This window comes from Streptomyces sp. NPDC006643 (genome assembly GCF_042870175.1).
GTDB lineage: Bacteria > Actinomycetota > Actinomycetes > Streptomycetales > Streptomycetaceae > Streptomyces.
Genome location: NZ_JBIAHA010000023.1, coordinates 119,603 through 143,957, shown reverse-complemented (window position 1 = coordinate 143,957; position 24,355 = coordinate 119,603). Strand labels below are relative to the sequence as shown.

The 24,355-nt window shown below is 70.8% G+C and carries 23 protein-coding genes; 15 read left to right on the top strand and 8 right to left on the bottom strand.

From position 1 onward, the window contains the following. Window positions 1–66: 66 nt before the first annotated feature. Window positions 67–474 (top strand): VOC family protein, encoded by a 408-nt coding sequence (locus ACFYNU_RS28970; RefSeq protein ID WP_356590869.1) that lies wholly within the window; start codon window positions 67–69, stop codon window positions 472–474. Between the two features lie 73 nt (window positions 475–547). Beyond that, complete coding sequence (locus ACFYNU_RS28965; RefSeq protein WP_356590871.1) at window positions 548–1,576, top strand: GNAT family N-acetyltransferase; 1,029 nt, start codon at window positions 548–550, stop codon at window positions 1,574–1,576. On the opposite strand, the gene ACFYNU_RS28960 is transcribed toward ACFYNU_RS28965, so the two are convergent. Next, a complete protein-coding gene (locus ACFYNU_RS28960; RefSeq protein WP_356590873.1) occupies window positions 1,497–3,053 on the bottom strand; it encodes a PH domain-containing protein in 1,557 nt (518 codons plus the stop codon). The two genes, ACFYNU_RS28965 and ACFYNU_RS28960, sit on opposite strands and share 80 nt — an antisense overlap. A gap of 257 nt (window positions 3,054–3,310) precedes the next feature. Between ACFYNU_RS28960 and ACFYNU_RS28955 the strand changes: the two genes are divergently transcribed. Together ACFYNU_RS28955 and ACFYNU_RS28950 are read left to right on the top strand one after the other, a co-directional pair. Beyond that, window positions 3,311–4,120, top strand: a complete 810-nt coding sequence (locus ACFYNU_RS28955) for an alpha/beta hydrolase (RefSeq protein ID WP_356590875.1) — start codon at window positions 3,311–3,313, stop codon at window positions 4,118–4,120. Between the two features lie 103 nt (window positions 4,121–4,223). Further along, complete coding sequence (locus ACFYNU_RS28950) at window positions 4,224–4,997, top strand: helix-turn-helix domain-containing protein (RefSeq protein WP_356590969.1); 774 nt, start codon at window positions 4,224–4,226, stop codon at window positions 4,995–4,997. A gap of 33 nt (window positions 4,998–5,030) precedes the next feature. Here the strand turns inward: ACFYNU_RS28950 and ACFYNU_RS28945 are convergent, their stop codons facing one another. Next, window positions 5,031–6,008, bottom strand: coding sequence for an aminoglycoside phosphotransferase family protein (locus ACFYNU_RS28945; RefSeq protein ID WP_356590877.1), 978 nt, complete (start codon window positions 6,006–6,008; stop codon window positions 5,031–5,033). Between the two features lie 225 nt (window positions 6,009–6,233). Between ACFYNU_RS28945 and ACFYNU_RS28940 the strand changes: the two genes are divergently transcribed. Next, window positions 6,234–6,761 carry a hypothetical protein gene (locus ACFYNU_RS28940; RefSeq protein WP_356590879.1) on the top strand — a complete coding sequence of 176 codons (528 nt, stop codon included), beginning with the start codon at window positions 6,234–6,236 and terminating at the stop codon, window positions 6,759–6,761. A 66-nt stretch (window positions 6,762–6,827) separates the two neighbouring features. Here the strand turns inward: ACFYNU_RS28940 and ACFYNU_RS28935 are convergent, their stop codons facing one another. The 5 genes from ACFYNU_RS28935 to ACFYNU_RS28915 all read right to left on the bottom strand — a co-directional run bounded on the left by ACFYNU_RS28935 (window position 6,828) and on the right by ACFYNU_RS28915 (window position 10,629). Then, complete coding sequence (locus ACFYNU_RS28935; RefSeq protein ID WP_388767620.1) at window positions 6,828–7,001, bottom strand: DUF397 domain-containing protein; 174 nt, start codon at window positions 6,999–7,001, stop codon at window positions 6,828–6,830. A 46-nt stretch (window positions 7,002–7,047) separates the two neighbouring features. Further along, window positions 7,048–8,307 carry an MFS transporter gene (locus ACFYNU_RS28930; protein ID WP_356590883.1) on the bottom strand — a complete coding sequence of 420 codons (1,260 nt, stop codon included), beginning with the start codon at window positions 8,305–8,307 and terminating at the stop codon, window positions 7,048–7,050. Window positions 8,308–8,384: 77 nt separating this feature from the next. Next, on the bottom strand, window positions 8,385–9,014 hold the full coding sequence (locus tag ACFYNU_RS28925; RefSeq protein ID WP_356590885.1) for a TetR/AcrR family transcriptional regulator: 630 nt from the start codon (window positions 9,012–9,014) through the stop codon (window positions 8,385–8,387). A gap of 33 nt (window positions 9,015–9,047) precedes the next feature. Continuing rightward, a complete protein-coding gene (locus ACFYNU_RS28920) occupies window positions 9,048–9,866 on the bottom strand; it encodes an MBL fold metallo-hydrolase (protein WP_356590887.1) in 819 nt (272 codons plus the stop codon). Window positions 9,867–10,050: 184 nt separating this feature from the next. After that, the gene (locus tag ACFYNU_RS28915; protein WP_356590889.1) at window positions 10,051–10,629 is read right to left on the bottom strand and encodes a helix-turn-helix domain-containing protein; all 579 of its coding nucleotides are present in this window, start codon (window positions 10,627–10,629) and stop codon (window positions 10,051–10,053) included. Between the two features lie 265 nt (window positions 10,630–10,894). On the opposite strand from ACFYNU_RS28915, the gene ACFYNU_RS28910 reads away from it, so the two are divergent. The 7 genes from ACFYNU_RS28910 (at window position 10,895) to mmuM (ending at window position 18,311) form a co-directional block, all read left to right on the top strand. After that, the gene (locus ACFYNU_RS28910) at window positions 10,895–11,827 is read left to right on the top strand and encodes an SDR family NAD(P)-dependent oxidoreductase (RefSeq protein ID WP_356590891.1); all 933 of its coding nucleotides are present in this window, start codon (window positions 10,895–10,897) and stop codon (window positions 11,825–11,827) included. Window positions 11,828–11,966: 139 nt separating this feature from the next. After that, a complete protein-coding gene (locus ACFYNU_RS28905; protein ID WP_356590893.1) occupies window positions 11,967–14,516 on the top strand; it encodes an excinuclease ABC subunit UvrA in 2,550 nt (849 codons plus the stop codon). Between the two features lie 193 nt (window positions 14,517–14,709). Continuing rightward, complete coding sequence (locus ACFYNU_RS28900) at window positions 14,710–15,114, top strand: cell division protein SepF (protein WP_356590895.1); 405 nt, start codon at window positions 14,710–14,712, stop codon at window positions 15,112–15,114. Window positions 15,115–15,144: 30 nt separating this feature from the next. Beyond that, complete coding sequence (locus ACFYNU_RS28895; protein ID WP_356590897.1) at window positions 15,145–15,489, top strand: nucleotide pyrophosphohydrolase; 345 nt, start codon at window positions 15,145–15,147, stop codon at window positions 15,487–15,489. Between the two features lie 267 nt (window positions 15,490–15,756). After that, a complete protein-coding gene (locus ACFYNU_RS28890; RefSeq protein WP_356590899.1) occupies window positions 15,757–16,254 on the top strand; it encodes a DUF6099 family protein in 498 nt (165 codons plus the stop codon). 88 nt (window positions 16,255–16,342) lie between these two features. Continuing rightward, window positions 16,343–17,293, top strand: coding sequence for an LLM class F420-dependent oxidoreductase (locus ACFYNU_RS28885; RefSeq protein WP_356590901.1), 951 nt, complete (start codon window positions 16,343–16,345; stop codon window positions 17,291–17,293). A 58-nt stretch (window positions 17,294–17,351) separates the two neighbouring features. Next, window positions 17,352–18,311 (top strand): homocysteine S-methyltransferase, encoded by a 960-nt coding sequence (gene mmuM, locus ACFYNU_RS28880; RefSeq protein ID WP_356590903.1) that lies wholly within the window; start codon window positions 17,352–17,354, stop codon window positions 18,309–18,311. A 142-nt stretch (window positions 18,312–18,453) separates the two neighbouring features. Here mmuM and ACFYNU_RS28875 read toward each other — a convergent pair whose 3' ends face one another. Further along, window positions 18,454–18,942 (bottom strand): MerR family transcriptional regulator, encoded by a 489-nt coding sequence (locus tag ACFYNU_RS28875; RefSeq protein WP_356590905.1) that lies wholly within the window; start codon window positions 18,940–18,942, stop codon window positions 18,454–18,456. A 101-nt stretch (window positions 18,943–19,043) separates the two neighbouring features. Here ACFYNU_RS28875 and ACFYNU_RS28870 point away from each other — a divergent pair, with 101 nt between their 5' ends. From ACFYNU_RS28870 to ACFYNU_RS28860, 3 genes are all read left to right on the top strand, one after another. Continuing rightward, the gene (locus ACFYNU_RS28870) at window positions 19,044–19,964 is read left to right on the top strand and encodes an NAD(P)-binding domain-containing protein (protein ID WP_356590907.1); all 921 of its coding nucleotides are present in this window, start codon (window positions 19,044–19,046) and stop codon (window positions 19,962–19,964) included. Window positions 19,965–20,051: 87 nt separating this feature from the next. After that, window positions 20,052–21,620 (top strand): 3' terminal RNA ribose 2'-O-methyltransferase Hen1, encoded by a 1,569-nt coding sequence (locus ACFYNU_RS28865; RefSeq protein ID WP_356590909.1) that lies wholly within the window; start codon window positions 20,052–20,054, stop codon window positions 21,618–21,620. A 20-nt stretch (window positions 21,621–21,640) separates the two neighbouring features. Continuing rightward, complete coding sequence (locus ACFYNU_RS28860; protein WP_356590911.1) at window positions 21,641–24,250, top strand: polynucleotide kinase-phosphatase; 2,610 nt, start codon at window positions 21,641–21,643, stop codon at window positions 24,248–24,250. The last annotated feature ends 105 nt before the right edge of the window (window positions 24,251–24,355 follow it).

The window sequence follows — 24,355 nt, the reverse complement described above, 5'->3', positions numbered from 1 at the left end:
CGTCAGTAGGACACGGAGCCACACCGGCACCACCCACCACAGGTGGAGAGGACCAAGGAGAACCCGATGCTGACCAACGTCATGTACGCGACGATCTACGTCACCGACCAGGACCGCGCGCTGCGCTTCTACACCGAACAACTCGGCCTGGAGGCCCGTATCGACCACCAGGGTCCGGACATACGCTTCCTCACCGTCGCCGTCCCCGGCAGCCCGGTCGAGTTCCTTCTCTGGGCGCACCCCGCCGGCGCGGGCGCGGCCCGGCCCACCGGCGCGGAGCCGGCCGGCACACCCGGACCGGTCTTCCTCGAATCGGACGACCTGATGGGCGACTTCACGGCGCTGCGCGACCGCGGAGTCACCTTCGACCAGCCCGAACCGGAGAAGTACCCGTTCGGGATCCGCGTCGAGGCGGTGGACCCGGACGGCAACCGGATCTCCCTGCGCCAGCGCGGCGGACCCGCGGGCGGCTGACAACAGCCGCCCCTCGTAAGGCACGGCGCGGCTACGCTACGGCGACGCCGGTGCGGGAGGGGGTGGCGGGGGCGTGGACATCGTCCCGTTCGCAAGGCGCTTCGTCGAACCGGCGGCGGCCCTGCTCGCCCACGGCCACCACCCGCCGCCCGCCGGCGGCGGGCCCGCGCTCGATCTCGGCGACACCGACGTGGCACGGCGCCTCCTGGAGCAGTCGTACGACACCGGGCCCGCCGTCGCCGCCGTGGACGACGGCACACTCATCGGCTTCATGGCGGTCACCACGACGGACGGCCCGGAGCAACGGCACGCGCGGATCCGCCTCCACCAGCACGCCGCCGAGCGCCACGGCAGACGCGCCATCTACCGCCGTCTGTACGCGGCCCTGGCCGGCCGGCTCACCGCCCTCGGCGCGTTCGAGCACACCGCCGTCGTCTCCGCCGCCCACCACGACACCCTCACCGCACTGTTCGAACTCGGCTTCGGCGCCGACCAGATCAAAGGCGCCCGCCCCACCTCAGCACCGATCCGGACCGGGCGGGACGCCGCCCCACCGCGCGAGGCCGATACCGGCGACCTGGCGGACCTCCTCGACCTGACCGTCGAACTCCAGCGGTTCCACGCCCGCTCACCGGTTCTGCGCCCCGCACTCGTCGACCTGCGGGCCGTCCGGGACAGCTTCCGGTCCGCCCTCGCGGACGAACACCAACTGCTCCTCGTCACCGAGCAGCACGGACGCCTCACCGGGATGATGCAGGCCGGCCCGGACAGCCGCTACCTCTCCACCGCCACGATCGGCATCGCGGTGGTCACCGCGCCCGCCCGGTCCAAAGGAGTCGGCCGCGCCCTGCTGTCCGGCGTGGTCGACTGGGCCGCGCGCCACGGCTACGAAACGTGCGGCACCGAGTGGACGTCCGCGAACCTGGTCGGCGACGCGTTCTGGCGCGGCCACGGGTTCGCCCCCGTCGGCCACACACTCACCCGCCGGATCGACACACGCGTCTCCTGGGCCGATACCGGGTTCAACTACCGCTACGCCCGGCCGGAGTTGTCAACTCCCTCAGCACCAGCCGCAGATCGTCCGGCGAAGCCGCGAGCCTGACCGGCCGGCCCGCGTCCGACAGCTCGGCGACCTCCCAGCCGCGCGGCACCAGATCGCCTTCCTCGCCGCGCGCCCGGCGAATCTCCCCCACCGACAACCGCGACACCGGTATCTCGCGCGCGGCGAACCGCCCCGGCCCCGAGTGGGGCAGGACAGCCGGCGGCCCGTCGCCCAGGACGACATGCGTGCCGAACCGGTGCGGGTTGTAGTCCGTGACGTCCAGGAAACGCGCCGCCACGAACGTCGAGCCCGTGAGCGGCGCGGCGGCGACAGCGGCGGTGACCGGAACAGCCGGGCGGCTGATCCGCGTCGCCCGCCACGCCCACCAGAACAGCGCCACCGACACCGGCACACCCGGCACCGACCACCGCAGCGCCTCACCGGACAGGAACGGGTCCGTCGTCAGCGTATGTACGTAGGGCAGCAGCCAGACGCCGGTGCCCGCGAGGACGCCGACGAACGGCCACACCGACGGCACCACCATGTCGGCCGGCTGCCGCCGGGCCCGGCGGCGGATCAGGAGCTGCGACCCCGGCACACCCGCGCCGAGTGCCAACAGGGCGGATACGACGGCCACTTCACCGCCTGTCGCGAAGTGCTCGGTCCACTCGTGGCGCGGGCCCGTGACCCGGTACACGGCGCCCCGCCAGAGGGTGAGCGTCACCTTGTCGCCCGGCCGGAACGCGTTCGCCGCGTCCCGGTCCACCGACGTACGGTGCGCGGGCCGGTCGTCGGTGAAGTACAACCAGCTCTGCCCCTTGCCCCGGGCCGGATCCGTTCGCTCGACGAGCGCCTGCTCCGTACTGAGGCATTCGCGGTCGAACTGCCCGGCCGGACAAGGCACGGCGGCCTGCCACTCCCGCAGATGGGCCGAGGTGGCCGGTACGAAGGCGGCGGCGAGCGCGCTGCCGGCGAGCAGCGCGACGCCGAGAGCGAGCAGCCCCTTCCAGGCCCGCCCGGCCGTCCGGGAGGTCACCACCACCGGGTGATCGGCCACCGGTGCCCCGTGACGACGGTGCAGCTCACGCAGGGCCGCGAGGTCCTTCTCGTATCTCTCCTGGTAGGAGGTGTGACCGGACGCCCCCTGAGGCAGCGGAAGCGTCACCGTCCGGCCGTCGCGGCGCCGCAGGACGACACGGTAGGTCTGGCCGTTGCGGTGCGTCTTGACGAGGTGCTGGACGTCGGCGACATCCGACCAGGGCACGCTCCGCCGTCGCAGCCAGGTCCGCACCCGCACCCCGTCCGCGTCCGCCCGCACCGACACGGTGACCATACGCAGCACCCACCCGCCGAGGAGGAGAAACACCAGCGAGACGATCCCCACCACGTCACCAGCCTGGAACGGCGCGTCGGCACCGAGCCACGTGACGCGATACGCCACACACCCCGCGGCCACCGGCAGCGCGAGAGCGCCGAGGGCGAGGAGTACCCAGACCGCCGACGTCCTCGGGTAACGGATGACCACCATGTCCTTCATGACGGGAATGATCGCTCATCGTCCCCGCCGGTCGCGGCGGAGGCCCCCGGCAGTCTTCACGGGGCGCTCGTTGCCGGAGGCGTACCCCTCGCAGGGTCGCGGCCCGGCTTTCCCCAAAGCCCCGCTCACCAGGCCGCCCACCACGGTGGCAACCGCGCCCGGCCCGCGCGCCCGGCCCGCGTCCCCGGCCCGTGTCCCCGGCACGCGACGACATTTGTACAAGACGGGCAGTCGGCGGCACAGGCATCGTCCCGCACATGGGACATGAAGACGTCACGCACATACACGGGATGCACGTGGTCCACCACGGCCCCCGGCACGCGCCGCCGCTGGTACTCATCCACGGCTCGGGATTCTCGGGCGGCTCCTGGAGCCCCGTGGTGCCCGCGCTCGCCGACCGGTACCACGTCGTCCGGGTCGACCTCCCCGGCCACGGCCAGTCCCCGCCCGCGCCGTCGTACGACGTACCCGCGCAGGCGGGCCGGCTGGCCGCGGTGCTCGACGAACTCGCCCTTCGTCCGGCCACCGTGGCCGGCCACTCCAGCGGTGGATACATCGCCACCGCGCTGACCGAACAACGCCCCGATCTGGTCGGTTCGCTCGCACTGATCAGCAGCGGCCCCAGCCCCGACGCGCTCCTTCCCCAGCCCGTCGTCCTCCGCATGCTGATCGCCCCGCCGCTGGGCCCGCTCCTGTGGCCGATCCGTTCGGACGCCATGCTCCGCAAGGGGATGAGCGCGGTGTGCCACCGCCCCGTGGACATCCCGGACGGTCTGGTCGCCGAGGCCCGGGGCACCGGCTATCGCACCTTCCGGAACGTGCTGCGCCGAAACACCGCGTACATCGCCGAACGCGGCGTCCCCGAGCGTCTCGCCGCCCTCGACGTCCCCGTCCTGGTGATCTTCGGGGCCGCCGACCGCCGCTGGGATCCGTCCTCGGCGCACCAGTACGACACGGTGCCCAACGCGCGCGTCGAGCAACTGCCCGACGTCGGACACCTCCCCATGTTCGAAGCACCGGAGACGACCGGCGAACTGCTGCTGGCCTTCGCGGCGGCGAGCCGCTGACACCGCTCGCTATCCTCGCGATGTGCGGACCACCGGCTCACCTGACTGGACATCAGTGGAAGTCGCCCTCCCACGGAAGTCCCAGCGGCTTCCCGGCATCAGCATGGCCGGATTCGCCCAATGCCTCCCCGCCACCACGGACATCGCCATGGTCGCGCACCCGTCGGTCACCCTCTTCCTGGACCTGAGCGAGGGGGACAGCCTCGTCTACGACGCCCACGGCCGGCGCGAACAGGGCAGTACGGTCGTCGGGCTGCTCCCCGGCAACCTGCGCGTCAGCGGCCGGACGGCCGAACGAAGCCGGTGCCTCCAGATCCGGCTGTCGCCGGCCGTGGCCGCCGCGGTGCTCGGCGCACCGACCGAACTCGTCGGCGCGGTGGCCCCCCTGGCAGACGTCTGGGGCCGCGACGCCGGACGAGTCGAGGACACACTGCGCGCCGCCACGTCGTGGGACGAGCGGTTCACCATCGCGGCGCACGCCCTCGGCCGGCGGCTGGACGCCCGCCCACCGCTCGATCCGGAAGTCACCGCCACCTGGCGGCTGATGGTCGCCCGCCGGGGACGGACGCGGGTCGACAGCCTGGCGAACGAGGTGGGATGGAGCCGTAAACGCCTCTGGTCCCGCTTCCGGTCCCAGGTTGGCCTCACTCCCAAGACCGCCGCCCGGTTGGTGCGCTTCGACCACGCCGCCCACCTGCTCGCGGCGGGTGACACCGCGGCTCATGTGGCGGCCGTGAGTGGCTACGTCGACCAGTCCCATCTCCACCGCGAGGTCAAGGCATTCACCGGTGGTATGACGCCCACCGCGACTGCCGCCGCACCGTGGCTCGCGATCGACGACGCCGCGTGGCCGGCTCCGCGCGGGCGCCGGCCTTAGCCAGACCCTCACGGGCCCCCCGACTCTTGGGCCTTACCGCTGCCCGGACCGGCGAGGGCCCCGCAGCGACAACCACCACAGTGAGGCGAGCCCCAGCCCCGTCATCATGCGCTCCAGCTTCGGATCCGTCCCCGGATCCGCCGAGTCCATCGAGCACGCCGCCGCCAGCAGAAACCCCGCCTGCGCCGAGACGAGCACGTCCACCGCCACCGGATCGACCCCCTTCAGCAGCGGATGCCGGGCGGCGTACGGCTCCGGGTCGACCCCGCCGAGCGCCACACTCCCGAGCAGCATCACCAGATCCGCGTACGCCGGCCCCACCCACGCGTGCGGCCAGTCCACGACCACGACGCGGTCGCCGGTGAGCAGGACGTTGAACGGATACAAGTCCCCGTGCGTCAGCGTCCGCCCGGCCATCACCTCGGGCAGCCGCGCCTCAAGCGCCAGATGCCGCTCCAGCTCCCGCGCGGCACCCGGCGCGACCGCACCCAGCTTCGCCAGCGACCGCGGACTGTCCGCCAGCCGCCCCCAGCCCCCCAACCGGGCAGACACGTCGCCCGAGTTGAGCCGCGACGGCGCCGGTGTCAGCCGCTGCGACAGGTCCGTCAACGCGTCGAGCACCCGTACCAACTCGTCCTCCCGCCACGGCTGTACGGGCAGCGCCCCGTCGATGTCCTCGAAGACCAGAGCCACCCACCCCTGATCGTCGTACGACCCCAGAAGCCCCGGTACGGGAGCCCCGCCCGGCAGCGCGCCGTTCACCACCACCTCACGCTGGTGGAACGCCGCCACACCGGGCGCCGCCCCCGCGTCGACCGCCTTGGCGAACGCCCGCCGCCCGTCAGCGAGTTCGAGCCGCGCCGCGAGCCCGTCGGAGAACCCGCCCCGCTGACTCGTCGCCGCCACCACCCGCCCGCCGAGCACGTCCTCGACGCCCGCCCGTACGGCACGGGGCAGTTCGTGCCACGGCCGGCGCCTGCTGCCCGTCGACGCGTCATTGTCGGCTGTCATGTCTCTCCTGAGATCGGAATGGAGTCGAGGCGGGAATTCCGTTTACCCGCCCGAAATAAACATCTGAAGTCGTGCAACCCTCGGCCAAGATCCCGTGTCTGCCTAGGTGTTCGGAATTAATCCGGACGGACAAGCAGACAGCATCGGGCCTATTAGCCGAGCGGTAGCCGCCATTGGCGGGCCCGTGGCTTTGCTGCGCCCTTGTGCTCGGAGAAAGGTGTTCCTATGCGCTACACGAAGCGTGCGGTCGTGGCCGCGGCCTGCGCATTCGCTCTGATCCCGGCGGGCGCGGCGGTCGCGGGCGACGGCCCGGCACCGGCCCCGTCGAAGTCGCCGAAGGCCGCCAAGTCGACCGCACCGACTGAGGCGGGAAACCCGGCGAGCGCGAAAGCGAAGGTGGCGGGAGTCTGCGCCGACGCGTATCAGGTCGGAAAGACAGCCTACATCGACCGGGCCGGGGCGCACATCGCGTCGGTCAAGCAGTTCTACTCGAAGACGTGCAACGAGAATTACGGGTATCTCTGGGTCTGGGATTCATTCCGTAAGACCAACAAGGATTACGACGTGAGCGTCGCCGTCTACAGCTACAGCCAGGAGGACTTCTTCGGCGGGCAGGCGTGGCGGGACCACAACGGCCAGGAGTTCTGGTCGAAGGGCGCGCCCACGGTGAAGGACTGCACGGCGGCGGTCGGCTCCCTCCGCCGCGCGGGCGACCCGCTCGCGGGCCAGGCGGCCAGCCAGAAGATGTGCTGACGCGGGACTGACGTGGCTGGGGTGGCCCGAGGATGCCTCGGGCCACCCAGTCGGCGCGTCGACGCGTCAGCGCGCGGCGAGATGGGTGGTGAAGGCGGCCCAGGCGGCGGGGGAGAGGGTGAGCCGGCCGATGTGGGGATCTTTGGAGTCCCGCACGGGCGTCCCGTGATGCCGCCGGCGACGGTGGGACGGGGCGCGGGCTGGTGCTGGTGGACGCGATCGCCGTGCGGTGGGGGGCAGCGGGCGGTCGGGGCCGGGGAAAACCGTGCGGGCGTACGTGCCGGAGTCAGCGTGAGGTGACGTGGCCGCCGCGGCCCGCCGCCGTACCGGCCAGGGCCATGAGGGCGGCGGCCAGGGCCAGTACGAGGAGCCCCGGGGTCCAGGTCCCGGTGGTGTCCTTGGCGAATCCGAAGAGGACGGGGCCGATCGCGGCGATCAGATAGCCCACGCCGTGGGACATGGCGGCGAGCAGGCCCGCGTCGTGGGCGTCCCGCGCGCGCATCGACATGAACGCGATGCCCAGGCTCAGTACGGCGCCGAGGCCCAGGCCGATGACCGCCGACCAGAGGGCGGGCGCGGCCGTCGGTGCCACGGCCAGGGCCAGGACGCCGATCGCGCACAGAGCGCTTCCGGCGACTGCCAAGTGGCTCTGGCGGGCGGAGCGCCCGGCCCACACCGGGACCACCAGTGCGGTGACGACGGCGGAGCCGAAGCAGAGGGACAGCAGCGCGCCGGCCCGGCTCTCGGACATCTCGTGCGAGGTGTAGAGGGTGGGCAGCCATGTGGTCACGGTGTAGAAGAGCAGCGACTGGCAGGCGTAGAAGAGGGTCACGGCCCAGGCCAGCCGGTCCCGCCGAAGGCCGCGTCCCCGGTCCGTCCGGGGGGTGGCGGTGCCGGGGGCATGGTCGCCGCGTCGTACGAGCGGCGACCAGACCGCTGTGGCCAGGAGGATGAGTACGCCCCAGACGGCCAGGCCGCCGGGCCAGTCCAGGCCCAGGGTGTCGCGCAGCGGGACGGTGAGTCCCGCCGCCAGTGCGCCTCCGCCGACCAGCATCGTGGTGTGCAGGCCCGACATCAGTCCCACGTGGCGGGGGAAGTCACGTTTGATGAGGGCGGGCACGATCACGTTCGCCACCGCTATGGCCGATCCGACGAGAACGGTGCCGGCGAACAGGGGCGGCAGGCTCGGCGCGAGCCTGACGGCCACTCCGCCCAGCAGGATCAGCAGGACCGCGAGGAGGATGCGCGTCATGCCGAAGCGCCGCGCGAGGCGGGGCGCCAGGGGTGCGAGGGCGACGGAACAGATCAGCGGGAGCGTGGACACGACGCCGACGACGGTGTTCGTGGTGCCGGTCGACTCCTTGATGTCGTCCAGGAGGGGAGAGACCGCCGCGATGGCGGGCCGCATGTTCAGACTCACCAGCAGGACGGCGGCGCCGTACAGCGGAAGGCGGAGACGGAGACGGAGACGGTTCGGTCCTGGGCGGGGCGGCGTGGCTGACGGGGAGTCCACGGCGTGCGCGGTGGACTCGGCGGGGGCGTTCATGCGCGAGGGGTCCTTTGCTGGGCGGCCCGGCGGGTCGGGTACGGCCGGCCCCGTCGAGTGGTCGCGCCGCCGGGCGTTCAGGACCTCTCGTGCACCGTGTTCGCGGTTCTGGCCGGGCCGGTGGTGTCCGCCGCGTCGAGTACGGCGCGGGCGCTGTCGTGGGCCAGGCGGGCGGCGTCCGGGCCCAGGAGCGCGGAGGTCACCACGGCTCCTTCGATCAGGATGTGCATCTGTTCGCCGATGCCCGGGGGGTCGGCGTAGTCCTTGGCGAGCCGGGTCAGGTAGGCGCGGTACAACGTCTTGTGCTCACGCACCACTTCGGCCACCAGCGGGTCCTCCTGCGGGGTCCGCGCGCCCAGTTCGGCCCAGGCGTTGACGAACACGCAGCCCCGGAAGCCCGGCATGTCGACGGTTTCCCGCATGCTGTCGAAGGCGGCGAGCAGACGCTCGCGTGAACCCGCCGGAGGCGGCGCGGCCCGCTCGACGTGGTCGCTGAGCCGCGCGCGCAGCCTCTTGCCGTGCGCCCTCAGGTAGTCGGCCACCAGGTGGTGCTTCGACGGGTAGAGCTTGTAGAGCGCCGCCAGGGACACCCCGGCCCGGTCGCGTACCTGGTCCATCCGCACCGCGTGGACGCCGTACGCGGAGTACAGCTCCTCGGCGGCCTCCAGCACGCTGGAGCGCCTTTCGTCGTAGTCCACGGGCGGCATGCGGAGCCTCTTCCTGGAGTCAGAATGGTCCTTCTAGTCTAGGGACGCGCCGTCGGGCGTGAACCACTCGCCGACGGGCTTGACCAGGGGTGTGATGCCCAGTTCCCGGCAGCGGTCCTCGAAGCGCCCGACCGCGCGCGGCGTCTGGCGGTAGACCGGGGGCCGGTTCATGGTGTCGTAGTGGATGGGAACCGCGATGCGGGCCCCGAGGATATGGGCCGCGACGGCGGCTTCCTCCGGCAGCATGACGGCGGGGACCGGGCTCGACGGCCGCAGGTGGGGAGGGGCGACCACCGCGCCGTTGATCGGCACGAAGGCGATGTCCACCGGGCCGAACCGGCGCGCGATCGACCACCAGAAGCCGTGGAACATGGTGTCCCCGCCGTGGAAGACCCGTACGCCGTCGCACTCCACGACCCAGTTGAGCTGCGGATCACCCAGCCCGTCGACGGAGGGCCCCGCGCCGATACGGAACGGGCCGACGGTCCGTTCGTCCCACGGCCGCAGCACTTCGGCCGTGGGGAGGTGCGCGCGGAACGCGGTCTCCATGCCGTCGGTGAACTCCCGGTCCTCCGCCGGTCCGGCGACCGGTTCGGGCCGGTAGACGGGGGCTCCGGCGGCCAGCGCCCCGCGTATCGCGGCGGGGTCGGCGTGGTCCATGTGCAGATGCGTCACCAGCGCCGCGCCGGTGGCTCCGGGCCGGGACGCGGCGGGGAACTTCTCGTCCGACAGCTTCGCGGGGTCGTCGACGAGATCGGCGAGCGGTGAGACGTCCTGGAGGAGGTCGATCACCAACGTCTGGTCCCTGTGGTCGAGTTCAGCGCCTGCCCATCCCAGCCGTCGCAGTCTCACGGTTCTTCCTCCTCGGCTTCGCGGCGCGGTCCGCGCGGGGCGCGGCCGACCATCTCATTCAGATCAGAATGGCCATTCTTAGAATGGTGATTCTGATCGTAGCAGAATGACGATTCTGCGCGTGGTGGGTGGGTGTGGGGATGGCTGGCCGTGCGATGGCCGCCGGGATGCGGAGGCGGGCCGATCAGGGCTTGTAGCGCAGACCGTCCAGCAGGAGGTCCAGCAGGCGGCCCGCCTGCTCGCGCATGCCCGGGTCGCCCGCCGCCAGGCCCACGCCGCTGACGCCGATGAGCACGTCGTCGGCGTCGACATCCCTGCGGAGAGTGCCGTCCTCGGCTCCGGCGTCGAGCAGCAGTCCGATCGCGGAGCCGAGCAGATCGCGGCTGCGCGCGTAGGGGTCGCCGCCGGACGCGATGACCGCGCGGAGCGCGTCGGCCATGCCCTGCTTGGCGATCATGAAGTCTATGTAGCGGTCCATCCACGCGCGTACGGCGTCGGCGGGGGCCAACTCGTCGAGCAGTGCGGCAGCGGCGTCGCAGACGGCCGTCAACTCGTTGTGGTAAACGGCCTCGACCAGGGCCTCGCGGGTGGGGAAGTGGCGGTAGAGCGTCCCGATGCCGACCCCGGCGTCCTTGGCGATCGCGTCGAGGGTCGCGCTCTTGCCGTTCTCCTCGGAGAGCAGCCGCATCGCGGAGGCGAGGACGAGGTCGCGATTGCGGCGCGCGTCCGCGCGCAGGGGCCGGCCGCCGTTCGCTGCTGTCACGCGGGCCTCCCTCCCTCTGCTGCGGCTGTTCGCCCCACTCCGCGAGTACGGCCCGAACGTAGTCGACGGCGGGCATGCTTGCTAAACGGAGCCTCCTCCGGTTAGCTGGGCCAGGCGGAGGATCCTCCGCTTACTGTACGGCGAGGTCTGGACCCCGCCATTTCCCCTGTTCGGTCCGCCTCGGAGCCGTAAAGCAGCCGTACAGAACCCGCACGGAACGGATACAGCGCACAACAGCGCACACAGCGCCCGGAAGAGGACCGTCATGAACCAGCCCGACCGGATCACCACCCCCTACACCCGCGACACCACCGCCGCCGAGGTCATCGACGGCATCGACCTGACCGGCAGGCGCGCCGTCGTCACCGGCGGCGCCTCCGGCATCGGCGTCGAGACCGCCCGCGCCCTGGCCTCGGCGGGCGCCGAGGTCACCCTCGCCGTACGGAACGTCGAAGCCGGCGAGCGTACGGCCGCCGACATCACCGCCACCACCGGCAACACCCACGTCCTCGTCGCCCCGATCGAACTGGCCGACCGCGCGTCCGTCGCCGCGTTCGCCACCGCCTGGCAGGGGCCGCTGCACATCCTCGTCAACAACGCCGGCGTCATGGCGGAACCGCTGAAGCGCACCCCCGAAGGCTGGGAGCACCAGTTCGCGACCAACCACCTCGGCCACTTCGGGCTCGCGCTCGGCCTGCACGACGCCCTCGCGGAAGCGGGCGACGCGCGCATCGTGTCGGTCAGTTCGAGCGCCCACCTGCGCTCACCCGTCGTATTCGACGACATCCACTTCGACACCCACGAGTACGAGCCGTGGGCGGCGTACGGCCAGTCCAAGACCGCCAACATCCTGTTCGCCGTCGAAGCCACCAAGCGATGGGCCGCCGACGGGATCACCGTCAACTCCCTCATGCCGGGCGGAATCCGCACCAACCTGCAACGCCACCAGAACACGAACCCCGAATTCCAGAAAATGACCGAGGGCGCCCACTGGAAGACCGCCGAGCAGGGCGCGGCCACCTCGGTCCTGGTCGCGGCCTCACCGCTGCTGGAAGGCATCGGCGGCCGGTACTTCGAAGACGTCACCGAAGCCGGACCCAACGTGCCGGGCAGCGGCACCGGCGTCGCCGACTACGCGATGGACCCCACGTCGGCCACCCGGCTGTGGGACCTCTCACAGGAGATGCTCGCCCGCTGAGGCGCACCGCCCGCGCGGTCCCCGGGACCGGTCAGTTTCGGAGAAGCGCCCACCGCCCGGCCCCATTAGCGTGAGCGCCATGGGCCGCAGCGCCGGTCGACGACCGCGCGGGCGACGCCGCCTCACAGATGGAGTCACGATGAGCAAGACCACGAGGACCGGTACGAGGGCGGCGGGCACGCAGGCGGCGGGCTCCCGGGCGGCGGGCACGCAGGCGGCAGGCAGAGGAACAGGCACGCGCACGCCCGCACGAACACCCGCGCGCACGCCCGCGCCGGACGGCGCCCTCAGCCACGGGGTGATCCGCGTCCACGGCGCACGCGTGAACAACCTCAAGGACGTCAGCGTCGAGATCCCCAAACGTCAGCTCACGGTCTTCACCGGCGTCTCCGGCTCCGGCAAAAGCTCCCTCGTCTTCGGCACCGTCGCCGCCGAGTCGCAGCGCCTCATCAACGAGACCTACAGCGCCTTCGTACAAGGCTTCATGCCGACCCTCGCCCGGCCCGAGGTCGACGTACTCGAAGGACTCACCACCGCGATCATCGTCGACCAACAGCGCATGGGCTCCGACCCCCGCTCCACCGTCGGCACCGCCACCGACGCCAACGCCATGCTGCGCATCCTCTTCAGCCGTATCGGAAAGCCGCACATCGGCTCACCCGGCGCGTTCGCCTTCAACGTCGCGTCGGTGCGCGCCAGCGGCGCGATCACCGTCGAACGCGGCCCCGGCCGGAACAGAGCCGTCAAAGCGACCTTCAGCCGCACCGGCGGCATGTGCCCCCGCTGCGAAGGCCGCGGCACCGTCTCCGACATCGACCTCACCCAGCTCTACGACGACTCCAAGTCGCTCGCCGACGGCGCGTTCACCATCCCCGGATGGAAGTCCGACAGCTTCTTCACCGTCCGCGTCTACGCCGAATCGGGCCTCTTCGACCCGCACAAGCCGATCCGTAGATTCACGAAGAAGGAAATGCAGGACTTCCTCTACCGCGAACCGACGAAGGTCAAGGTCGAGGGCGTGAACCTCACCTTCGAGGGACTGATCCCCAAGATCCAGAAGTCGTTCCTCTCCAAGGACCGGGAGGCGATGCAACCCCACATCCGCGAGTTCGTGGACCGGGCCGTCACCTTCACCACCTGCCCCGACTGCGACGGCACCCGGCTCAGCGACGAAGCCCGGTCCTCGAAGATCAAAGGCATCAGCATCGCCGACGCCTGCGCCATGCAGATCAGCGACCTCGCCGACTGGGTCCGCGCGCTGCGCGAACCGTCCGTGGCACCGCTCCTCGAAGCAGTCGGCGCCACCCTCGACTCGTTCGTGGAGATCGGACTCGGCTACCTCGGCCTCGACCGCGCCTCCGGCACCCTCTCGGGCGGCGAGGCACAACGCGTCAAGATGATCCGCCACCTCGGCTCCTCCCTCACCGACGTCACCTACGTCTTCGACGAGCCGACGATCGGACTGCACCCCCACGACATCAGCCGCATGAACGACCTCCTGCTGCGGCTGCGCGACAAAGGCAACACAGTGCTCGTCGTGGAACACAAACCGGAGACCATCGCCATCGCCGACCACGTCGTCGACCTCGGCCCCGGCGCCGGTACGGCGGGCGGCACCGTCTGCTTCGAGGGCACCGTCGAAGGACTGCGCACTGCGGGCACCGTCACCGGCCGCCACTTCGACGACCGCGCCACGCTCAAGACAACCGTGCGCGAACCCACCGGCACCCTGGAGATCCGCGGCGCGACCACCCACAACCTGCGCGACGTCGACGTCGACATCCCGCTCGGCGTACTCACCGTCGTCACCGGCGTCGCCGGCTCGGGCAAGAGCTCCCTCGTCCACGGCTCGCTCGTCAACAGCCCGGCTACGGCGGTCGCCGGTGCGGGTGCGGGCGCGGGCGTGGGCTCGGGCGTGGGGGCGGGCGTCGTCGCGATCGGCCAAGGCGCCATCCGCGGCTCACGCCGCAGCAACCCCGCCACGTACACCGGACTGCTCGACCCGATCCGCAAGGCGTTCGCCAAGGCCAACGGCGTGAAGCCCGCACTGTTCAGCGCCAATTCCGAAGGCGCCTGCCCCAACTGCAACGGCGCCGGCGTCGTCTACACCGACCTCGGCATCATGGCCGGCGTAGCCGCCGTCTGCGAGGAGTGCGAGGGCAAGCGGTTCCAGGCGTCCGTACTGGAACACCACCTCGCCGGCCGCGACATCAGCGAGGTGCTCGCCATGTCGGTCGCCGAGGCCGAGGAGTTCTTCGGCGCCGGCGAGGCACACACGCCCGCCGCACACCGCGTCCTGGACCGGCTCGCCGACGTCGGACTCGGCTACCTCACCATCGGCCAACCACTCACCACCCTGTCCGGCGGCGAGCGGCAGCGGCTCAAACTGGCCACCCACATGGGCGAGAAAGGCGGCATCTACGTCCTCGACGAGCCGACCGCCGGACTGCACCTCGCCGATGTCGAGCAACTGCTCGGCCTGCTCGACCGGCTCGTGGACTCCGGCAAGTCGGTCATCGTGGTCGAACACCACCAGGCGGTCATGGCGCACGCCGACTGGATCATCGACCTCGGCCCCGGCGCCGGACACGACGGCGGCACGATCGTCTTCGAGGGCACACCGGCCGACCTCGTCGCGGACCGCACCACCCTCACCGGCGAGCACCTCGCGACGTACGTCGGCGCCTGACACCGGGCTCCCGGCCCGCCGAATCCCCGTCCCCGCCACATCTCTGCCACATCCCTGCCCCTCACCCCCCGCGCCCCCGCCCCCCCCGCCTCGCGAGTTGGGCCCCGACAAGCCCGTGTCGCTGTTGGGCCGAACGGGTGAGGGGCGAGAGGATGGGCCGTATGCAGACACAGCGCACGGGCGGGGTGATCCGGTGAGCCGGTACGGCGGTTACGACAGGTACGACGCCACCGACGAGCAATGGGAAGGACTCGCCCAGGTCGTCCCGCTACGGGGCCGCAACGAGTGGCCCTCACGCGTCGACCACCGGGCGATCCCCGAGGACTACACCGCCGAACAGCGGCGATTCGTGGTCCTGCGGGTCCAGGTCTTCGCCGACGCCCGCGACGTCGCCGAACACCTGATCGCGCAGATCCCCGTACTCCTCGACCTGACCGGCGCCGACACCGACGTGGCCAAACGCATCCTGGACTTCAGCAGCGGCGTCGTCTTCGGACTCGGCAGCGGCATGCACCGCGTCGATCGCAACGTCTTCCTGCTCGCCCCGGTCGGCACCGAGGTGGAGGGCATCGCGGCGGCGGCCGTCCAGCAGCCATGACACCCCGGCACACCTGATACATCTGGGTCCGTGACCGAACTTGATGTACAGGGATTGCAGCACAGACTCGTGGAATTCGCGGCGGCCCGGAAGTGGCAGCCGTACCACACACCCAAGAACCTGGCAGCCGCGCTCAGCGTCGAGGCGTCCGAACTGCTGGAGATCTTCCAGTGGTTGACGCCCGAGCAGTCGGCGCGCGTGATGGACGACCCCGCGTCGGCGCACCGCGTACGCGACGAAGTCGCCGACGTACTGGCCTATCTGCTCCAGTTCTGCGACGTGTTGGGGATCGACGCGCTCACCGCGCTCTCCGAGAAGATCGACCGCAACGAACTGCGCTTCCCGCCGAGCGTCCCCCCGGGGCCTTCCTCCTAGCGTCACCCCGGGTCTCCCGCCGGGCCTCCCGCCGGGCGACGACCTCCCCGCGTCCCGGCCGACGACGCCCCCGACGTCCACATCCGACTGATTCGTCACTCTGCGGAGTGAGCGAGTTATCCACAACTGGCTTCCTGTCCACAGATTTCCGAATTCCTCTGGTCTTTCTGTTGCCAACCCCTCACTCTGGGTAATGAGTAAGTGGGCAGGGTGTTCGACAGACGGGGACCGACGGACAGATCGGACAGACGGAGACGGGGATGGCGAATGGACGCGGAAAGGCTCATCGGAGCCGGCCGGGTTGCCTTGGCCCGGAGCGGATCGGCACTGGACATCGTCGCGGAAGCCTGGCAGGCACAGGCTCTCGCCCAAGCGATCGGGGACCAACTGGCCCTGCACGGACCACAGGAGCTGAGGACGGAAGCCAGAGGACTCGCCGAAACAGGCGCGCGGGGCGGCGCCTCACCTGACCATCCCTCGCTGCGCGCCGGAGGGATACGGGCGGCACGACTCTCGACAGTCATAGACCCACGCACCGCACTGACCGGGCTCGGCGTCCTCCTCGGCGAGGTGGGAATCGCGCTCGTCTCGGTGGCCTGCGGGACGGACGAGGAAGGGTTGTACTGGCAATGCATCGAAGCGATCGACGCGGCCGACGAATCGAACGACCGGGTGCTCGGCATGCTGCGAAAGCTCACCACACAGGAAGAGGTGCGGGAACGGGTGCGCGAGACAGAGAGAGAAAGAGAGAAGGAGAGAGGTTGACGCAGCGGTGTGAACGACCGGCAGGGGAATGCGCGGGGCCCGGCGAGGACGCGCGCACGACGGGCGCTCGGAGGTGCAGGATGGATGCATGGATCTTCGAATCTTCACCGAGCCCCAGCAAGGGGCCAGCTACGAGACACTGCTGATCGTCGCCAAGGCGACGGAAGACCTCGGCTTCGACGCCTTCTTCCGCTCCGACCACTATCTGCGGATGGGCTCCGCCGACGGCCTTCCCGGTCCCACCGACGCCTGGATCACACTGGCCGGTCTCGCCCGTGAGACCAAGCACCTCAGGCTCGGCACCCTCATGACGGCGGGCACCTTCCGACTGCCCGGCGTACTCGCCATCCAGGTCGCACAGGTCGACCAGATGTCGGGCGGCCGGATCGAACTGGGCCTGGGCGCGGGCTGGTTCGAGGAAGAGCACACGGCCTACGGAATCCCCTTCCCCAAAGAGAAGTTCGCCCGACTCGAAGAGCAACTGGCCATCGTCACCGGACTGTGGAGCACACCGCTCGGCGACACGTTCTCCTACGACGGAACGCACTACCAACTGACCGACTCACCCGCGCTGCCCAAGCCGGCCCAGTCCAAGATCCCGGTCCTCATCGGCGGGCACGGCGCGAAGCGCACCCCGCGCCTCGCCGCGCAGTACGCGGACGAGTTCAACATCCCGTTCGCGTCGGTCGACGACAGCGCCAAGCAGTTCGGCCGCGTGCGGGACGCGGCGGTCGAGGCCGGACGGAAGGCCGACGACCTGGTGTATTCGACCGCGCTGGTCGCCTGCGTGGGCAAGACCGACGCGGAAGTGGCCCGCAGGGCCGCCTCCATCGGACGAGAGGTGGAAGAACTGAAGGCGAACGGACTCGCGGGTTCGCCCGCCGAGGTCGTCGACAAGATCGGGCAGTACGGGGCCATCGGCGCCTCCCGTATGTACTGCCAGATTCTGGACCTGGACGACCTCGACCATCTGGAACTGATCTCCTCCCAGGTCCAGTCCCAGCTGGGCGCCGACCTGATCGAGCAGTCCGCCCACTGAGCCGAACCGACCACCGACCACCGACTACCGTCCACCGGCCGAGGACAGGGAGGCGCCGGTGAAGCCCGTCCGCACATTCGCCGCCGCGCTCGCCGAGGGCAGCCTTGTCCTCGACGGGGGTCTGTCCGACCAACTGCGGGCACAGGGCTGCGATCTGTCCGACGACCTGTGGTCGGCGCGGCTCCTCGCCGACGCACCGGAACAGATCGAGGCGGCCCACGCCGCCTACGTACGGGCCGGCGCCCAGGTGCTGATCACCGCCAGCTATCAGGCGACGTACGAGGGCTTCGCCCGCCGGGGCATCGGGCGGGGCCACGCGTCCCGGCTGCTGGCCGACAGTGTGGCTCTGGCCCGGCGGGCGGGCGCAGGGGCGGCGCGGGAGATCTGGGTCGCCGCGTCCGTCGGGCCGTACGGGGCGATGCTGGCGGACGGCGGTGAGTACCGGGGACGGTACGGGCTGTCGGTGCGGGAGTTGGAACGGTTCCACCGGCCGAGGATCGAGACGCTGGCCGCCGCCGGGCCGGATGTCCTCGCGCTGGAGACGGTGCCGGACACCGACGAGGCAGAGGCGCTGCTCAGGGCGGCCGAGGGATGCGGAGTGCCGGTCTGGCTCTCGTACACGGTCGCGGGGGACCGTACGCGCGCCGGGCAGCCGCTGGCCGAGGCGTTCGCCCTGGCGGCGGCCGAGGACGACGTGATCGCGGTGGGCGTCAACTGCTGTGACCCGTCGGACGCGGACCGTGCGGTCACGCTAGCGGCCTCGGCCACGCACAAACCACTGGTCGTCTACCCGAACAGCGGCGAGAAGTGGGACGCGACAACCAAAAGGTGGGTGGGAGAGGGGCAAGGGGTGGGGGAGGGGAGGGGGGAGGGGCCCCTCCCCTCGTTGTTCACATCCGACCGGCTTCGTGGCTGGCAGAGCGCCGGGGCCCGTCTCCTCGGTGGCTGTTGCCGCGTCGGTCCCGCCCGGATCGCCGATGTCGCGGCTCTGCTGGACGCGGAGCGGGCCGACCGCTGACGTCAGTGGTCTGAGTGGTGGGTCCGCAGCGCTGATCGCTACGGAAACTACATCAACCTGGCGCCGGCCAACCGGCCGCGCCCGCCCGGCCCCGGGGCCGCCCCCCCCCGGGCGCCCCGCCACCGGCCCCACCGGCCGCAGTTCAGCGAGTGACGGTGCCCCCGGGGGCTGCGGCGAAGCAGGCGTCCGGATCGTGGTCGTGGTTGTGGTCGTCTTTGTTCTCACCGACCGCCGCCGTCGTCATCGACTCCAGCGTGACCGCCGTTTCAGGCGCCGCCGCCTCCGGCGTGGCGGCCATGACGGCGTCCAGCGCGGTGCCCGCTGCCAGCAGATCCGCCACGGCTCTGTCGATCCGTTCGCGCTCCCGTTGCAGGTCGGGAAGCAGGCCGGCACACCCGGGCACCGGCCCCTGACCGTCGTTCACCATGCAGGGCAGCAACCCTGCGATGGTGCGAGTGCTGAGACCGGCGGCGAGCAGCATGCGGATGCTCTGTACGGCGCGTACGTCTTCCTCGGCGTACTCGCGATAGCCACTGGGCCGACGCAGCGGGTGCAGCAGGCCCTGCTCCTCGTAGTAGCGCAGCAGTCGCTGGCTGATCCCCGTCCGGCGGGAAAAGGCTCCGATACGCATTCGCACGTGATCGCCACCACAGACTCGAATCGACTCTTACATCAGCCGGCTCGCGATCCGGCTTGACTCTCACACCGATGGGAAACTCTAACCTCCTACTCATGACAACGCAGCAGTCAATTCCCCAGCTCAGTAACCCCGTTACCGTCGTCGGACTCGGCCCCATGGGCCTGGCGCTCGCCGAGACACTGCTCGATCGCGGCCACCCACTGACCGTCTGGAACCGGACCCCGGAGAAGGCGGATTCCCTCGTCGCCAACGGCGCCCGCCGCGCGGCGACCGTCGCGGAGGCGGTGTCCGCGAGTCCACTCACGGTCATGTGCCTCAAGGACTACGACACGATGTACGAGGTCCTCGACCCGGCCGGTGACGCCCTGGCGGGCCGCACACTCGTGAATCTCAATTCCGGTACGCCGAACGAAGCCCGCGCGGCGGTCAGTTGGGCGGACGAGCGCCGCCTCGGCTATCTCGACGGGGCGATCATGGTGCCGCCGCCACTCGTCGGGCATCCCGAGTCCGTTTTCCTGTACAGCGGTTCGCCGGACGTCTTCGCCGAGCACCGGGCGACTCTGGCGAGCCTGGGAGACCCTCGCCACCTCGGCTCGGATCCCGGTCTGGCGGTGCTCTACAACACGGCACTGCTCGAAATGATGTACACGACCATGAACGGCTGGCTGCACGCCACCGCACTCGTCGGCTCGGCGGACGTCTCGGCGGTCACGTTCACCGAACTCGCCGCCGGCTGGTTCATGCCCACCGTCCTGAGCCCGGCGTCGTTCCTCGCGCAGGCGCCCGACCTGGACAAGGCCCACTACCCGGGCGATCTCGGCACGATGGAGATGAATCTGAACGCGCTGGACCACATCGCCCGCACCAGCCAGGAACAAGGCGTCAACTCCGAACAGCCCCGGCAGTTGAAGGAGATCGTCGAGCAGGCGGTCGCCGAGGGCCATGGCAGCCACAACTACTTCGCCCTCTTCGAGATCTTCAAGAAGTCGTCCCGGACCACACAGACGACCTAGACCAGCCAGACCACGTAGCCGACGCAGGCGACGCAGCGGCGGTAATCCGCTACCGCCACATGCCCGCCGACACACATACTCGGTCGGGTGTTCCTTACGATCAGTACGACCGGCACCCATGAACGCCCCGCCACCGACCTCGGGTTTCTGCTGCACAAGCATCCCGACAAGGCGCAAGCGTTCTCGACCTCCCACGGCACCGCGCACGTCCTGTACCCCGAGGCGTCCGCCGAGCGCTGCACGGCGGCGCTCCTGTTGGAGGTCGATCCGGTGGCTCTGGTCCGGCGCGGCAAGAACAAGGGGCGCGGGGGCGCGCCCGACGCGGCGCTCGCGCAGTACGTCAACGACCGCCCGTACGCCGCGTCCTCGCTGCTCGCCGTCGCGCTGAGCACCGTCTTCAAGAGTGCGCTGCGCGGCGTGTGCGCCGCGCGGCCCGAGCGCGCGGCCGAGCCGCTGCCTCTGCGGATCGAGGTGCCCGCCCTCCCCGCGCGCGGTGGCGCCGAACTGGTCCGTGGCCTGTTCGGGCCGCTGGGCTGGACGACCGTCGACGTGCGGCCGGTGGCGCTGGACGAGACGTTTCCCGCGTGGGGCGACTCGCGCTACGTACAGCTCGTACTGGAGGGGGAGCTGCGACTCGCCGACGCGCTGCGGCAGTTGTACGTACTGCTGCCGGTGCTGGACGATGCCAAGCACTACTGGGTCGCGCCCGACGAGGTGGAGAAGCTGCTGCGGGCGGGCGAGGGCTGGCTGGCCGGGCACCCGGAGCGGCAGCTCATCACCAGCCGTTATCTGAACCGCCGTTGGAGCCTGACGAGGGAGGCCACCGAACGGCTCGAACTGGTCCGGCTCGCCGAGGCCGACGACATCGGCGTCGAGGCGATCGACAACGCCGTCGAGGACCCGTCCCCGGACGAGGAAGCCGACAGCACCGACAGCACCGACAACACCGACAACACCGACAGGACCGGCAGCACCGCGAAGGGTGTCTCCCTCGCCGATCAGCGCCGCGAGGCGATCCTCACCGCCCTGCGCGACACCGGCGCCGGCACTGTGCTCGACCTCGGCTGCGGCCAGGGGCAGCTCCTCCAGGCCCTGTTGAAGGACGTGCGTTTCAGCAAGGTGGTGGGTGTCGACGTGTCCGTACGCGCGCTCACGGTCGCCGCCCGCCGGCTCAAGGTGGAGCGGATGAGTGAGCGCCAGGCCGAGCGTGTCGCGCTGATGCAGGGCTCGCTCACGTACACGGACAAGCGGCTCAAGGGGTACGACGCCGCCGTGCTGAGTGAGGTCATCGAGCATCTGGACCTGCCGAGGCTGCCCGCTCTGGAGTACGCGGTGTTCGGTACGGCGCGGCCCGCGACGGTCGTGGTGACGACGCCGAACGTCGAGTACAACGTCCGCTGGGAGACACTGCCCGCCGGACATGTACGCCACGGGGATCACCGTTTCGAGTGGACGCGCGCGGAGTTCCGCGCCTGGGCGGACGCGGTGGCGGAGCGCCATGGGTACGCCGTGGGGTACGTACCGGTGGGGCCGGACGACCCCGAGGTGGGGTCGCCCACTCAGATGGCCGTGTTCACCCTTGCCACGGCAGCCACAAAAGACCTGACAGACACCACAGACACCACAGACAGGAAGAAGGAGGCGAAGGCCGCATGAACAAAGACAAGAACAAAGACATGAACGAAGACACGAACGAAGACAACGCCACCACCACCGAGCCCCGCCTCCTCCCCGTCACCGACCTCTCCCTCGTCGTCCTCATCGGCGCCACCGGCTCCGGCAAGTCGACCTTCGCTCGCACCCACTTCAAGCCCACCGAGGTCATCTCCTCGGACTTCTGCCGCGGTCTCGTCGCGGACGACGAGAACGACCAGAGCGCCAGCGCCGACGCCTTCGACGTGCTCCACTACATCGCGGGCAAGCGCCTCGCCGCCGGCCGGCGCACGGTCGTCGACGCCACCAACGTCCAGCAGGAGAGCCGCAGGCAGCTCGTGCGGCTCGCCAGGGAGCACGACGTGCTGCCCATCGCGATCGTCCTCGACCTGCCGGAGGCGGTCTGCGCGGAGCGCAACGCCGAGCGCCCCGACCGGGCCGGCATGCCGCGCCATGTCATCAAGCGCCACCAGCGCGAACTGCGCCGTTCGCTGCGCGGACTTGAACGCGAAGGCTTCCGCAAGGTGCATGTCCTGCGCAGCGTCGAGGAGGTCGAGCGCGCCCAGGTCGTCACCGAACGCCGTTACAACGACCTCACCCACCTCACCGGACCCTTCGACATCATCGGTGACATCCACGGCTGCCGCTCCGAGCTGAACACCCTGCTGGCCAGGCTCGGTTACGCGGACGGTGACGGCGCCCATCCCGAAGGCCGTACGGCGGTCTTCGTCGGTGACCTCGTCGACCGCGGCCCCGACAGTCCCGGTGTGCTGCGCCGCGTGATGCGCATGGTCGGCGCGGGCAACGCGTTGTGCGTGCCGGGCAACCACGAGAACAAGCTGGGCCGTTGGCTCAAGGGCCGCAACGTCCAGCTGACGCACGGACTCGCGGAGACCGTCGAGCAGTTGGGGAAGGAGGACGACACCTTCCGTGCGGAGGTGCTGGCCTTCATCGACGGCCTCGTCTCCCACTACGTCCTGGACGGCGGCAACCTCGTCGTCTGCCACGCCGGGCTGCCGGAGAAGTACCACGGCCGCACTTCGGGCCGGGTCCGTTCGCACGCCCTGTACGGCGACACGACGGGCGAGACCGACGAGTTCGGTCTGCCTGTGCGCTATCCGTGGGCCGAGGAGTACCGGGGCCGGGCGGCGGTCGTGTACGGGCACACCCCCGTACCGAACACCTCCTGGATCAACAACACCATCTGCCTCGACACCGGGGCCGTCTTCGGCGGGAAGATGACGGCGCTGCGCTGGCCCGAGCGCGAGTTGGTCGACGTACCGGCCGAGCGTGTCTGGTACGAGCCGACGAAGCCGCTCGCTACTGAGGCGCCGGGCAGCCGGGAGGGCCGTCCGCTGGACCTCGCCGACGTGCACGGCCGGCGCGCCGTGGAGACCCGGCACATGGGGCGGCTCGCGGTGCGCGAGGAGAACGCGGCGGCGGCTCTTGAGGTGATGAGCCGTTTCGCGGTGGACCCGCGGCTTCTCGCCTATCTGCCGCCGACGATGGCACCCACCGCGACCTCTCGCGAGGAGGGTTATCTGGAGCACCCGGCCGAGGCGTTCGCGACGTACCGCGAGGACGGCGTGGCGCGGGTCGTGTGCGAGGAGAAGCACATGGGCTCGCGCGCGGTGGCGCTGGTGTGCCGGAATGCGGCCGTGGCGCGTGAGCGTTTCGGCGTCGGCGTCGGCTTCGGCGGCATCCGTGTCGGGGACGACAGCGACGGACCGACCGGCGCGCTGCACACCCGTACCGGCCGGCCCTTCTTCGACGACCCGGCGGTCACCGAGGAGATCCTGGGCCGCCTCCGTACGGCCATCGGTGCCGCCGGTCTCTGGGACGAGCTGGAGACGGACTGGCTGCTGCTCGACGCCGAGCTGATGCCGTGGTCGCTGAAGGCCACCGGCCTGCTGCGTACCCAGTACGCGGCGGTCGGCGCGGCGGCGGGTGCCGTCTTCCCGGCGGTGACGGGCGCCCTCGAAGCGGCCGTCGGCCGGGGTGTCGATGTGGGCGCGCTGCTGAGCGGTCAGCGTGAACGGGCCGCCGACGCGGCGGCGTTCACCGAGGCGTACCGGCGCTACTGCTGGGAGACGGACGGTCTGACGGGTGTCCGGCTGGCGCCGTTCCAGCTCCTCGCCGCGCGGGGCCGCAGTCTGGCCTCCGTGCCGCATGACCGGCAGCTGGCCTGGATCGACCGGCTGACCGAGCACGACCCGACGGGGCTGCTCCAGGTCACCCGGCGTCTCGTCGTGGAGACGGGCGACGAGGAGTCGGTACGCGCCGGGGTCGACTGGTGGCTGGAGATGACGGGGCGCGGCGGCGAGGGCATGGTCGTCAAGCCGCTGGACGCGCTCGTACGGGACGGCAAGGGGCGGCTGGTGCAGCCGGGCATCAAGGTGCGCGGGCGTGAGTATCTGCGGATCATCTACGGCCCCGAGTACACCCGGCACGCGAATCTGGAGCGGCTGCGCGGCCGGTTCCTGGGGCACAAGCGGTCGCTGGCGCTGCGGGAGTACGCACTGGGGCTCGAAGCGCTGGACCGGCTGGCGGACGACGAGCCGCTGTGGCGCGTCCACGAGGCGGTGTTCGCGGTACTGGCACTGGAGTCGGAACCGGTCGACCCCCGGCTCTAGAGCACACCCCACCGGGACCTGGCCGCGCCGCTCCGACGAGCCGCGCGGCCCGGTCTCTGTCCCCATTCGCCGCGTGAACGCGGCCGGATCCGCGAGGATGGAGTC